The 13,117-nt window shown below is 61.9% G+C and carries 8 protein-coding genes; 5 read left to right on the top strand and 3 right to left on the bottom strand.

The window, feature by feature from the left end:
• The first annotated feature begins 98 nt into the window (after positions 1-98).
• From trxC to FLQ44_RS14825, 5 genes are all read left to right on the top strand, one after another.
• A complete protein-coding gene (gene trxC / locus FLQ44_RS14845) occupies positions 99-545 on the top strand; it encodes a thioredoxin TrxC (RefSeq protein WP_147695025.1) in 447 nt (148 codons plus the stop codon).
• Between the two features lie 168 nt (positions 546-713).
• On the top strand, positions 714-2,702 hold the full coding sequence (locus FLQ44_RS14840; protein ID WP_206208908.1) for a bifunctional metallophosphatase/5'-nucleotidase: 1,989 nt from the start codon (positions 714-716) through the stop codon (positions 2,700-2,702).
• Between the two features lie 200 nt (positions 2,703-2,902).
• Positions 2,903-3,202, top strand: a complete 300-nt coding sequence (locus tag FLQ44_RS14835) for a hypothetical protein (protein ID WP_147695024.1) — start codon at positions 2,903-2,905, stop codon at positions 3,200-3,202.
• An 810-nt stretch (positions 3,203-4,012) separates the two neighbouring features.
• Complete coding sequence (locus FLQ44_RS14830) at positions 4,013-5,530, top strand: autotransporter outer membrane beta-barrel domain-containing protein (protein ID WP_170252988.1); 1,518 nt, start codon at positions 4,013-4,015, stop codon at positions 5,528-5,530.
• A 62-nt stretch (positions 5,531-5,592) separates the two neighbouring features.
• A complete protein-coding gene (locus tag FLQ44_RS14825; RefSeq protein WP_206208907.1) occupies positions 5,593-6,456 on the top strand; it encodes an alpha/beta hydrolase family protein in 864 nt (287 codons plus the stop codon).
• A gap of 105 nt (positions 6,457-6,561) precedes the next feature.
• Here the strand turns inward: FLQ44_RS14825 and lpdA are convergent, their stop codons facing one another.
• From lpdA to aceE, 3 genes are all read right to left on the bottom strand, one after another.
• Positions 6,562-8,355 (bottom strand): dihydrolipoyl dehydrogenase, encoded by a 1,794-nt coding sequence (lpdA, locus tag FLQ44_RS14820; protein WP_147695022.1) that lies wholly within the window; start codon positions 8,353-8,355, stop codon positions 6,562-6,564.
• A 57-nt stretch (positions 8,356-8,412) separates the two neighbouring features.
• Positions 8,413-10,083: a dihydrolipoyllysine-residue acetyltransferase gene (aceF, locus tag FLQ44_RS14815; RefSeq protein ID WP_147695021.1), complete on the bottom strand. Its 1,671-nt coding sequence runs from the start codon at positions 10,081-10,083 to the stop codon at positions 8,413-8,415.
• Positions 10,084-10,194: 111 nt separating this feature from the next.
• On the bottom strand, positions 10,195-12,858 hold the full coding sequence (gene aceE / locus FLQ44_RS14810) for a pyruvate dehydrogenase (acetyl-transferring), homodimeric type (protein WP_147695020.1): 2,664 nt from the start codon (positions 12,856-12,858) through the stop codon (positions 10,195-10,197).
• Positions 12,859-13,117: the final 259 nt, after the last annotated feature.

The following is a 13,117-nucleotide window of genomic DNA, read 5'->3' as shown; positions in this document are numbered from 1 at the left end:
TGCCAATAAACTGGCACGACTGCGGCCAACATTCTGCAACCCTTGAAACTGTGCTGCCTGCACCGATATCCATAGCACACCGTTTCCGGAGCACCGCCATGACCACCGCCACCGCCCTGCACCTGGTATGCCCGCATTGCCACGCCATCAACCGCCTGCCCGCCACCCGCCTGGGCGAAGCCCCCAACTGCGGCCAGTGCCACCAGCCGCTACTGCACGGCCAGCCTGTGGCGCTGAACGTGGACAACGCCGAACGCCACCTCACGCGCAACGACATACCGGTGGTGGTGGATTTCTGGGCACCATGGTGCGGCCCCTGCCAGATGATGGGCCCGGCTTTTGCCCAAGCCGCCGCCGCCATGCCCCAGCTGCGCTTTGCCAAAATCGATACCCAGACGGAAACCACGCTGGGGCAGCGCTTCAACATTCGCAGCATTCCCACGCTGATCCTGTTTGTGAATGGCCGGGAAGTACAACGCCAGGCCGGGGCGATGGATGCGGCCAACATTCAGCGCTGGGTAAACGCCGGGCTGCAAAAAGGCTAGCAGCGGGGCCGAACGGGGCCATGGCAAGCAGCGCGCCGGGCAACAACGACACAACGCCAGCTAGCTGAACGCTACTGGCGCCCAGTATCAACAGCTATCGATAAATAGCTTCATGCCCACGTCACATTCAGGCGCAAGCATAGCGACACCCACTTTGCGGAGTTCGCCATGTCCATGCGTCACCCTTCCCCGTTTCTGGCCCTGACCCTGCTAGGCAGCCTGCTGCTGAGCGCATGCGGCGGGTCCGGCACCAACCAGGCCGAAGAACAACCGGCTTTCACCCTGCAACTGCTGCATTTTTCCGACGCCGACGGCTCTGACAGCACGGCGCTGAATTCGGTCGCCCATCTGTCCGGGCTCATCAGCGGCTTTCGCAGCAGCTACCCGCAGCAAACCCTGCTGGTGAGCTCGGGCGACAACTACATCCCCGGCCCGCGCTTCAATGCGGCCAACGACAGCTCGCTGGCCAGCCTGCTGGGGACGCCCGAAGTTGGCCGCGCCGACATGGCCCTGCTCAATGCACTGGGCGTACAGGCATCCACCATCGGCAACCACGAGCTAGACCTGGGCACCCGCCAATTTACCGACATCATCAAGCCTGCCGGCAGCTGGGTGGGGGCGCAGTTTCCGCACCTGAGCTACAACGTAGACTTCAGCCTGGATAGCAATACCCGCAGCCTGGCGGTAGCCAACGGCGGCAGCGCCAGCGACCAGAAAGGCAAGCTGTCGGGCTGGAGCACCGTGAAAGTCGGTAACGAAACCATCGGCCTGATTGGCGCCGGCTCGCCCGTGTTCAAGAACATTACCACCACAGACGGGCTGGACTTCAAACCCACCATCGCCAGCAGCAATGTCGATATCGATGGCCTGGCCGCCGTGCTGCAGCGTGGTGTAGACGAAATGAGCGCCGCCGGTATCAATAAAGTGGTCCTGCTGGCGCACATGCAAACACTGGACACCGAAAAGGCGCTGGCGCGCAAGCTGCGCAACGTTGACATCATCGTGGCCGGCGGCTCCAACACCCTGCTGGCAGACAGCAACGACACACTGCGCACCGGCGACACCGCGGCCGGCAGCTACCCCTACCAAACCACCGATGCCGCTGGCCAGCCCGTGGTGGTGGTTAACGTGGACGCCGACTACAAATACCTGGGCCGCTTCATGGCACCGTTCAATGCCAAGGGCGTGCTGATGCCGGCACACTTCAACGCCACACTGTCCGGCGCCTGGGCCACCAGCGAAACCGGCAACCAGACCGCCATGACCCGCGTGGTAGAACTGCGCGAAGGCGTGAAAAACGTGCTGCGCAGCAAGGATGGCAATGTATTTGGCAAAACAGGCGTGTTCCTGGAAGGCCGCCGCCTGGCCGTACGCAACCAGGAAACCAACTTCGGCAACCTCAGTGCTGACGCCAACCTGTGGTACGCCCGCCTGCACGACAGCACGGTGCAGATCTCGCTGAAAAACGGCGGCGGCATCCGCTCCGAAATCGGCGAGGTGGTCGCTGCCGCCGGTAGTACCGCCGGCGCTACGCTAGCGCCACCCAAGGCTAGCGTGGACAGCAACCGTGCCGCCGGCGACATCTCGCAGCTGGCCATCGAAACCGCACTCAAATTCAACAACAAACTGTGGGTGATGGATATCAGCGCCCAGCAACTGAAACAGCTGCTGGAACACGGCGTAGCCAGCCTGGGCAGCCAGGGCCGCTTCCCGCAAGTGGGCGGCATGAGCTTCAGCTACGACGCCAGCCAGACCGCCCAGGTGCTGGACGGCAGCTTCAACGTGACCACCACCGGCCAGCGCATCCGTTCGCTGAAGGTGGGCAATGACGTGGTGGTACAAAACGGCGTGCTGCAAGGCAACGCCAACCGTACCTTCCGCCTGGTTACGCTGAACTTCCTGGCTAACCGGGGTGATGGCTACCCGTTCCCGGCCACGCTGAGCAACCTGATCGACCTGACTACCGCCATGACGGGCGGCACTGCCGGCGGTGCCGCCAGCACGAGCACCGCTACCCTGGGCAGCGAGCAGGACGCCTTGATGAAATACCTGAAAAGCCTGTACGCCAGCACGGCTTTCAACGTGGCGGACACACTGGAAGAAAACGACACCCGCATCCAGAACCTGGGGAAACGCAGCGACAGCGTACTGAACTGAGCCTGGTAAGAGCAAACGCCGCACGGTTGGCCGCCGTGCGGCGTTTTTTTATCCGTGCAAGGAAAGCCACAGCCCGGCCAGGTAATCGCAGCGGTGTTTGATGCAGTGCAAACTGGCGGCGGTTCGGGCTACAGGTTTACCGGTACCCCACCTAGCATGACAGGAGAAAGCCTTTTCGCTGCATAAAGGAGTCAACCCTCATGCGTCATCTACCTCACCCAGCCCTGCCCGACCCGCTGCCTGCCGAGCAACGGGACATCCTGCGCCAGTTACTCGCCGCCCTGCAAGACGGCGGCAGCTTTCAGCCCGGCCTGCTGTACCGGCTGGATTACCCGCTGTTCGAACTGGCCCTGCAACTACTGGAAGACTGGCGCCTGGGCTGCCACCTGGGCAGCCGTAGCGAGCTGCGCCAGCGCCTGTTTGCCGACTACCCCGCCGAGCTGCTGCCAACGACACGCGCTGCCAACGTTGACACCCAGACGGAAACCACATTGGTGTAGCGCTTCCATGTCCGCCGCATCCTGACGCTTATCCTGTTTCTGCACGGCGTGACAGCACGGTGCCAGGCTGGCGCGATGAATGCGGCCAACGTCCCGCACTGGGTAAAAGCCTGGCGCTAAGTAGGCGTAGTACGTGGCAGCACGCTGCCGCACAAAGGGTTGGCCGCCAGCTGCCACCGCAGGTACAAGCGCCGGTCAGCCATATGAGCAACCGGCTGACGCGGCCCTGTCTGGCAGCGGAAACGCCGACCAGCGCCACGACCGTCCGCCAGTTTTCAGGCACACCGCCAACAGCACCACAATAAACAGCAGCAACGGCCAGATGGCCTGTCACCGCAGCGGCAGGCCGATCATGGCGCAGCGCCCCCACACGAGGCGTGTCATTGCGTGGAAAACCAATAATTGTTTAAAAAAAATATTAATTTTTATACATTATATTGAAATATGCAGATTCGTTTTCTAGGCTGAAATACAAAACAACACACGAGCCACTCCTGGAGAACCTGCATGAAACTCAAAACCATCGCTCTCGCCTGCTCTCTGGCCCTCCCTTTGTCTGCTATGGCCGCCAATGTGCTCATTTATGACTATCAAGTGGATGGTGACGAAGCCGTCGGTTTGGCCTCCGTGCAGACTTCGCAGGGAAATACGCCGACAACGATAAACATCAGTAGCAATGCAGCCTCTTACACACCCAGCGGCCTGTCTTCGTACGGCCAGGTGTGGGACCTAGGCGCCAATGCACCAATCACAACAGCACAGCAAACCGCTTATGCCAGTTACCTGAATGGTGGCGGCACATTATTTCTTATGGGCGAGAACCCGGGTTTTGGTGCGACACGTAACGCCGCTATTGTGGAGTTCATCGCCAGCCTGGGGGGCGGCACACTCGGTAACCCTACCCAGTACGGCTCGGGCGCCACCACGGTAAACCAGGCTTTTCGCATCAATAATCAGACTGCTAGCGTGACGTTCCCCGCTAGCGCCCTCTTTCCCTCCGCCGGTACCGGCACCTGTATCACAACCGACTGCGCAGCCGTTGCCTGGGGGGTAGGTACCCTGGCCAACGCGCCTACCGGTACTGTGATTTCGGTGCTGGATGTGAACTTCCTGCAAACCGGCTTTCTGGATAGCAACAGCTACCCGGGCATTAGCGATTTTGTGAAAAACCTGATTGCCTACCTGGCGCAGCAGGGTGAAATCGCCAGCGGCGGCGGGGGCAGTGGTTTGCGCGTGCTGGTAGCCAGCAACAACACCAACAACAACCCGGCGTTTGGTGCGGCCGCCGTGATCGATGCCAACGCCAACCTGCTAGCCATCTTTACCAATGCCAATCTGTCTGGTGACAAAGCAGTCTCCGACGCGGCTTCGCAAGTACTGCCCCTGCTGACGGGTGGCTCCATGGCAGCCACCGGCAATGCCCTGGCCGGCATTAACCGTGTCATCCAGTCGCGCCTGGGTTCCGGCCGCGGCTTGTCCTCTGGCGAGCACTTCTTTGGTGACAAATATGTCTGGGTAAAACCGTTTGGCTCCTGGGCCAAACAGAACGACCAGCAAGGTGTGTCGGGCTTTAAATCCACCACCACAGGTTTGGCATTTGGTGTGGATGGCAACCTGAACGACAAGCTCCGCCTGGGTATCGCCTCGGCCTATGCCAATGCCAGCGTGGACAGCAATTCGTCGATCGCCAAGCAAAGTGCCGACGTGGAGGTGTTCCAGCTGGTTGCCTACGGCAGCTATAACCTGTCTGCCAATACCGACCTGAACTTCCAGGCAGATGTGGGGCAGAACAGCAATAAAGGCCAGCGCCGGATCGCCTTTACCAGTACCACGGCAGAATCCAGCTTCCAGAGCTACACCAGCCACCTGGGCGCCAGTATTGATCGTGCTTACCAGCTAAACGCGAAAACCACCCTTACCCCGTCGCTGCGCGCGGATTACACCTGGATCAAGGATAAAGCCTACCGGGAATCTGGCGCAGGCTTGCTGAACCTGAACGTAGACAGCCGTGACAGTGAAGAGCTGGTACTGGGGCTGGATGGCAAACTCAGCCATCAGCTTAATGACCATACCAGCGTAGCGGCCAACCTGGGCGTGGGGTACAACACCATGGCCAAACGCTCCAGCATTACTGCCACCTTTGCCGGTGCCAGTAGCGCGGCCTTTACCACCTACGGTCTGGACCCGGACCCGTGGACTGCTCGTGCCGGGCTGGGTATCACCCACGTCACCAGCCAGGGGACAGAAATTACCCTGCGCTATGATGCCGAACACCGCGAGGCCTTCCTGAACCAGACTGCATCGCTCAAAGCACGCTGGTCTTTCTAAACGCCTTGGCAAACCGGCCACCGCCCTATGCGCTGTGGCCGTTGCCGTTTACCCTGCCGCTCATGAATGCTCGCTCTGCGCTGAAACACCTTTTGCCCTGCGTGCTGCTGCCAGCCTTGGCAGCCTGCCAGAGCCTGCCGGACCTGGCCATGCGCACCGATACCGCGCAGCAACTGGCCAAGGCCAAAGGCTGGCAAGCCATCACCCTGCCCAGCACGACCTTCACCCTGCAAGGCTTCGGGCCGCCCCCCGCCAGAACATATCAGACGCTTAGCATCTACATAGAAGGCGACGGCTTGGCCTGGCTCTCTGCCACACAGCCTTCCTTCGACCCTACCCCGCTGAACCCGCTAGCCCTGCAGTTGGCACTGGCCCAGCCACAAGGCCAGGCAGCCTATCTGGCGCGGCCATGCCAATACCAGGCCAGGCCAGACCCGCTGTGCCAGATGCCATACTGGACCCACGCGCGCTTTGCCAACAGCACTGTCGAGGCCACCAACCAGGCCATCAGCCAGCTCAAGACACGCTACGGTGCCACACGGTTAATACTGGTGGGCTACTCAGGTGGCGGCGCTATCGCCACGCTGGTGGCTAGCCGACGGCACGACATTGCCGCCTTGGTCACCGTAGCCGGCAACCTGGAAACACAACAATGGGTGGCGCACCACCGCATCAGCCCGCTGGAAGGCTCGCTGAACCCGGGGGACGTCGCCGCCGCACTGCACGCCACCCCGCAATGGCATCTGGTGGGGCAGCAGGATGAGGTTGTGCCCGCACAGATTGCCCGGGCCTTCGCCCAGCGGTCGCCCGCCAGGCAGCAAGCCATCATGGTGATGCCCGGCGTTGATCACACCTGCTGCTGGGCAGAACAATGGCCAGCGCTGTGGCGCAGCCTGGCACGCCATAGCGTGCTCGGCCAGCCCTGACCGACACCCGCAGCGGTACGGCCCGCCGACATGCAAAAAGGGCAAGCCCGTGGGCTTGCCCTTGCTACCTGGCTGTGCGGCCAACGTTGGCCGCAGGCGCGGTGCTTACTTCTTGCGTTGCGGCGGCAGGTCGGTGCAGCTGCCGTGCGCCACTTCGGCGGCCATGCCGATGCTCTCGCCCAGGGTCGGGTGAGCATGGATGGTCTTGCCGATGTCGGTGGCGTCGCAGCCCATTTCGATCGCCAGGCAGATTTCGCCCAGCATGTCGCCGGCGTGGGTACCCACGATGGCGCCGCCGATGACCTGATGGGTCTCGGCATCGAAAATCAGCTTGGTGAAGCCTTCGTCGCGACCGTTAGCGATGGCGCGGCCGGAAGCAGCCCACGGGAACACCGCTTTTTCGATCTTGATGCCGTCACGCTTGGCGCTCTCTTCCGTCACGCCTACCCACGCTACTTCCGGGTCGGTGTACGCCACGCCCGGAATCACGCGGGCGTCGAAGTAGGCTTTGTGGCCAGCGCAGTTTTCCGCTGCCACGTGTGCCTCGTGCACCGCTTTGTGTGCCAGCATCGGCTGGCCAACGATGTCGCCGATGGCGTAGATGTGCGGCACGTTGGTGCGCTGCTGCTTGTCCACTTCGATAAAGCCACGGTCGGTCACGGCGATACCGGCGTTTTCCGCAGCAATCAGCTTGCCGTTCGGCGCGCGGCCGGCGGCAACCAGTACCAGGTCGTAACGCTGCGGCTCGGCAGGGGCTTTGGCGCCTTCAAAGGTCACGTAGATGCCGTCTTCACGGGCGTCTACGGCGACGGTTTTGGTGCCGGTCATGATGTTGTCGAAGCGATGGGCGTTGTACTTCTCCCATACTTTCACCAGGTCACGGTCCGGGCCTTGCATCAGGCCGTCCATCATTTCCACCACGTCCAGGCGCGCGCCCAGCGTGGAGTACACGGTGCCCATTTCCAAGCCGATGATGCCGCCACCGATCACCAGCATCTTGCCAGGCACGGTTTTCAGCTCCAGCGCGCCAGTGGAATCCACAATGCGCGGGTCTTGCGGGATGAACGGCAGGTTCACCACGCGGCTACCAGCGGCGATGATGGCGTTCTTGAACTTGATCACCTGCTTGGCGCCGGTCTTGTCCTGGCCGTTACCTTCGGTGGTTTCCACCTGCAGGTGGTACGGGTCCAGGAACTGGCCGACACCGCGCACCACTTGCACCTTGCGTGCCTTGGCCATGCCGGCCAGGCCACCGGTGAGTTTGCCGATGACTTTTTCCTTGTAGCCACGCAGCATGTCGATGTCGATTTCCGGCGCGGCAAACTTGATGCCGTTGGCGGCCAGGTGTTTCACCTCGTCGATCACCGCCGCGTTGTGCAGCAGCGCCTTGGACGGGATGCAGCCCACGTTCAGGCACACGCCGCCCAGGGTGGCGTAGCGCTCGACCAGTACCACTTTCAGGCCCAGGTCGGCAGAGCGGAAGGCAGCGGAGTAGCCGCCAGGGCCGGCGCCCAGCACCAGTACGTCGCACTCGATATCGGCAGCACCGCCATGGCTGGCGGCCACCGGGGCCGCTACCGGCGCGGCTGCGGGGGCAGCGGCGGGGGCAGCAGCTGCCGGGGCGGCCGCTGGCGCAGGGTTGGCCGCAGCAGCGGCACCGGCGGCTTCGATGATGACGATCACGTCACCTTCGGAGATCTTGCCGCCCACGGCGGTACGCACTTCTTTCACCACACCAGCTTGTTCGGCCGGGACTTCCATGGTGGCTTTGTCGGTTTCCAGCGTGATCAGGCTGTCGTCTTTGGCAACGGTGTCGCCTACTTTCACGAACACTTCGATCACGTCCACATTGCTGTGGCCGCCGATGTCCGGCACTTTCAGTTCAATCAGATTGCTCATGGTTTTCCATCCGCAATGGCGGGCAGGCTGGCCGCGGCCAACCTGCGCCAGGCATGATTACAGGATCAGGCGACGTACGTCGGACAGCAGCTTGCCCAGATACACGGTGAAGCGGGCCGCAGCGGCGCCGTCGATCACGCGGTGGTCAAAGGACAGCGAGAGCGGGCACATCAGGCGCGGGGCGAACTCTTTACCGTTCCATACCGGCTTGATCTGCGATTTGCACACGCCCAGGATGGCCACTTCCGGCGCATTCACGATCGGGGTGAAGCTGCTGCCGCCAATGCCGCCCAGAGACGAGATGGTGAAGGTGGCGCCCTGCATGTCGGTAGGCTTCAGCTTGCCGTCGCGCGCCAGCGCGGACAGCTCGGTGAGTTCCTTGGCGATCTGCTTGATGCCCTTCTGGTCCACGTTCTTGATCACCGGTACCACCAGGCCATTCGGCGTGTCGGCAGCAAAGCCGATGTGGTAGTACTGCTTGAGCACCAGGTTGTCACCGTCCAGCGAGCTATTGAACGCCGGGAACGCCTTCAGCGCTTCGGCGGCGGCCTTGATGATGAAGGCCAGCGGGCTGATCTTCAGGCCGGATTTTTCCCACTCTTTGCCGATGGTCTTGCGGAAGTCTTCCAGCTCGGTGATGTCGCATTCGTCGTTGAATGTAACGTGCGGGATCATCACCCAGTTGCGGCTGAGGTTGGCGCCAGAGATTTTCTGGATGCGCGACAGCGGCTTGGTTTCGATCGGGCCGAACTTGGCAAAGTCCACTTTCGGCCACGGCAGCAGGTCCAGACCCACGCCGCTACCCGCCGGTGCGGCGGCAGCCGGTGCCAGCGCAGCCGGGTTTTGCAGCACGGCTTTCACGAAGCCCTTCACGTCGTCTTCAACGATACGGCCTTTGCGGCCGGAGCCCTTCACCTTGGACAGGTCCACGCCCAGCTCGCGGGCCAGCTTGCGTACCGACGGGCCGGCGTGCGACTTGGCAAAACCGGCTTCGTTGAACGCAGCAGCCACAGCAGCGGCTACGGGGGCTACCACAGGTGCAGCAGCAGGCGCGGCTACGGCGGCTGGCGCGGCAGCAGGTGCCGGGGCAGCCACGGGCGCAGGGGCGGCAGCCGCCGGTGCAGCAGCGGCGCCAGCGCCTTCTACTACCACGATCAGGTCGCCTTCGCTGGCCTTGTCGCCTACTTTTACTTTCACTTCTACCACGCGGCCAGCGGCGGTCGCCGGCACTTCCATGGTGGCTTTGTCGGTTTCCAGGGTGATCAGGCTATCGTCCACCTTGATCTCGTCACCCACTTTGACCGATACCTCGATCACGTCCACACCGCTGTGGCCGCCGATATCCGGAATGCGGATCTCGCTGCGGCCAACGTTGGCCGCAGCAGCCGGGGCAGCAGCGGGTGCCGGTGCAGGCGCTGCCACCGGTGCCGGTGCGGCCGCCACGGGGGCAGCGACGGCAGCAGCCGGGGCCGGAGCCGCTGCGCTGGCGCCGACTTCGATAATGGCGATCACGTCGCCTTCGGAAATCTTGCCGCCCAGTACAGCGCGCACTTCTTTCACCACACCGGCGGTGTCGGCCGGTACTTCCATGGTGGCTTTGTCGGTTTCCAGCGTGATCAGGCTGTCGTCTACGGCAACGGTCTGGCCGGGCTGGATGAATACTTCGATCACGTCTACATTGCTGTGCCCGCCAATGTCGGGCACTTTCAGTTCGATCAGATTGCTCATGGCTTTATCCACATCGTGGGGCAGCGGGCGGGTAAACGCCGGCTGCCACTATTCGGCTTGTGCAGGGCGCGCCGTACGGCGCGCCCTGCCCCAAGGTTGGCCGCAGGCGGCTTATACCTTCCAGCTCGGCAGCTTGTTCACGTTGATGCCGTACTTGGTGATGGCTTCCTGTACGCGGGCTGCGTCGATCTTGCCTTCGCGTGCCAGCGCCGACAGGGCGGCTACCACCACGTAGTAACGGTTCACTTCGAAGAACTCGCGCAGCTTGGCGCGGCTGTCGGAGCGGCCATAACCATCGGTACCCAGTACCACGTAGCGGCCTGGTACGTACTCGCGGATCTGGTCGGCGTAGTTGCGGATGTAGTCGGTAGACGCCACCACCGGGCCGCTGCGGCCGGCCAGCTGCTGCTCTACGTAGGACAGGCGCTGTTCGCCCAGCGGGTTCAGCAAGTTGTGGCGGGCGGTTTCCATACCGTCACGACGCAGCTCGTTGAACGAGGTCACGCTCCAGATATCGGAGGCAATGCCAAAGTCGTTGCGCAGCAGGTCGGCCGCAGCGATGACTTCGCGCAGGATGGTGCCGGAGCCCATCAGCTGTACTTTCACCTCGGCGTCGCCACCGTCCTTGAACAGGTACATACCCTTCAGGATGCCGTCTTCGGCGCCCTGCGGCATGGCCGGGTGGGTGTAGTTCTCGTTCATCAGGGTGATGTAATAGAACACGTCTTGCTGTTCTACATACATGCGGCGCAGGCCATCTTGCAGGATCACGGCCAGCTCGTAGGCAAAGGTCGGGTCGTAGCTGATGCAGTTCGGAATCAGGCCAGCTTGGATGTGGCTGTGGCCGTCTTCGTGCTGCAGGCCTTCACCGTTCAGGGTGGTACGGCCGGCGGTGCCGCCCAGCATGAAGCCGCGTGCGCGCATGTCGCCCGCTGCCCAGGCCAGATCGCCAATGCGCTGGAAGCCGAACATGGAGTAGTAGATGTAGAACGGAATCATCGGGATGCCGTGGTTGGCGTAGCTGGTCGCTGCCGCAATCCACGAGGACATCGCGCCTGGCTCGTTGATGCCTTCTTGCAGCATCTGGCCATCTTTGGATTCCTTGTAGAACATCAGCTGGTCGGCATCCTGCGGTACGTAGTTCTGGCCTTGGGTAGACCAGATGCCGTACTGGCGGAACATGCCTTCCATACCGAAGGTGCGGGATTCGTCCGGCACGATCGGCACGATCTGTTTACCGATGTTCTTGTCTTTCAGCAGGATACCCAGCTGACGTACAAACGCCATGGTGGTGGAGAACTCGCGCTCGCCAGAATCGCTGAACTGGCTGTCGAACACGTGCAGGCCTGGTACGGCCAGCGGGGTTTTCACCGGTTTGCGGGCTGGCAGGTAGCCACCCAGCGCGGCGCGGCGTTCGCGCATGTACTGCATTTCCGGGCTGTCTTCTGCCGGCTTGTAGTACGGTACTTTTTCCAGGTCTTCGTCGGACACCGGGATGGCAAAGCGGTCGCGGAACTTGCGCAGGTTTTCCAGGGCCATTTTCTTGGCCTGGTGCGCCACGTTTTGCGCTTCGCCACTGGAGCCCATGCCGTAACCTTTAATGGTCTTGGCCAGGATCACGGTCGGGCGGCCGTTGGCATTGTACGAAGCTTCGTGGTACGCCGCGTACACCTTGTGCGGGTCGTGGCCGCCGCGGTTGAGGTTGAAGATCTCCTCGTCCGACATGTTGGCAACCATCTCGCGCAGCTCCGGGTATTTACCGAAGAAGTGCTCGCGCACGTAGGCGCCGTCTTTGGATTTGAAGGTCTGGTAGTCGCCGTCCACGCACTCGTCCATGCGTTTTTTCAGCAGGCCTTTGGTGTCCATGGCCAGCAGCGGGTCCCAGCGCGAGCCCCAGATCACTTTCAGCACGTTCCAGCCGGAACCGCGGAAGTCGCCTTCCAGTTCCTGGATGATCTTGCCGTTACCGCGTACCGGGCCGTCCAGACGCTGCAGGTTGCAGTTGATCACGAATACCAGGTTGTCCAGGCCTTCGCGTGCGGCCAGGGCAATCGCGCCCAGGGATTCCGGCTCATCCATCTCGCCGTCGCCGCAGAAGCACCACACTTTACGACCAGGGGTCTTGGCCAGGCCGCGGCTTTCCAGGTACTTCAGGAAGCGTGCCTGGTAGATGGCCATCAACGGGCCCAGGCCCATGGATACGGTCGGGAACTGCCAGAAGTCTTCCATCAGCCACGGGTGCGGGTAGGACGACAGGCCACCGCCGTCCACTTCCTGACGGAAGCTGTCCAGCTGTTCTTCGCTCAGGCGGCCTTCCAGGTAGGCACGGGCGTACACGCCTGGGGAAATATGGCCCTGGAAGTACACCAGATCGCCTTCTTGCTCGTCGTTGTGGGCGCGCCAGAAGTGGTTGAAGCCTACGTCGTACAGGGTGGCAGACGACTGGAAGGAGGCAATGTGGCCACCCAGCTCCAGGTCTTTCTTGCCGGCACGCAGCACCAGGGCCATGGCGTTCCAGCGGTTGATCGAGCGGATGCGGTGCTCCATCTCGTGGTTGCCCGGCGACTTTTGCTCTTTGCCTACCGGGATGGTGTTCTGATAAGCCGTGGTGGCTTCGAATGGCAGGTGGGCGCCGCGACGACGGGTGCGCTCAACCATTTTTTCCAGCAGGAAATGGGCGCGTTCAGCGCCATCGCTGTCCAGTACGGACTCCAGCGCATCGGTCCACTCATGGGTTTCAATCGGGTCGATATCGTCAGGGTAGATTGCTGCCATCTCACATCCTCACATTATTGTTAGGGGCGTCTTATTGCGACGCCCTGCATGTGGTTTCCGGCCCGGGTGTGGGCCGCTTCGGTTCAACACGGATTATAAGCGAACATTTTCGCAAATAAAATTTGCGGAAACGAAAACTTTCTTACACGGTGCAGAGTGTAAATCCTGCCTGTTGTCGGGCGGAATAGGCTATTGGGGTTTTCACTCAAAACCAGCTTTAAAATCAGGGATATTGCGCCGCATCATGTTGTATTTTTGC

It is taken from the genome of Vogesella mureinivorans (genome assembly GCF_007644035.1).
GTDB lineage: Bacteria > Pseudomonadota > Gammaproteobacteria > Burkholderiales > Chromobacteriaceae > Vogesella > Vogesella mureinivorans.
This window is presented reverse-complemented; position numbering and strand designations above follow the sequence as displayed.

Coding starts and splice junctions, on each gene's coding strand:
- trxC (WP_147695025.1), top strand. CDS start 99: ATGACCACCGCCACCGCCCTGCACCTGGTATGCCCGCATTGCCACGCC.
- FLQ44_RS14840 (WP_206208908.1), top strand. CDS start 714: ATGTCCATGCGTCACCCTTCCCCGTTTCTGGCCCTGACCCTGCTAGGC.
- FLQ44_RS14835 (WP_147695024.1), top strand. CDS start 2,903: ATGCGTCATCTACCTCACCCAGCCCTGCCCGACCCGCTGCCTGCCGAG.
- FLQ44_RS14830 (WP_170252988.1), top strand. CDS start 4,013: ATGGGCGAGAACCCGGGTTTTGGTGCGACACGTAACGCCGCTATTGTG.
- FLQ44_RS14825 (WP_206208907.1), top strand. CDS start 5,593: ATGAATGCTCGCTCTGCGCTGAAACACCTTTTGCCCTGCGTGCTGCTG.
- lpdA (WP_147695022.1), bottom strand. CDS start 8,355: ATGAGCAATCTGATTGAACTGAAAGTGCCGGACATCGGCGGCCACAGC.
- aceF (WP_147695021.1), bottom strand. CDS start 10,083: ATGAGCAATCTGATCGAACTGAAAGTGCCCGACATTGGCGGGCACAGC.
- aceE (WP_147695020.1), bottom strand. CDS start 12,858: ATGGCAGCAATCTACCCTGACGATATCGACCCGATTGAAACCCATGAG.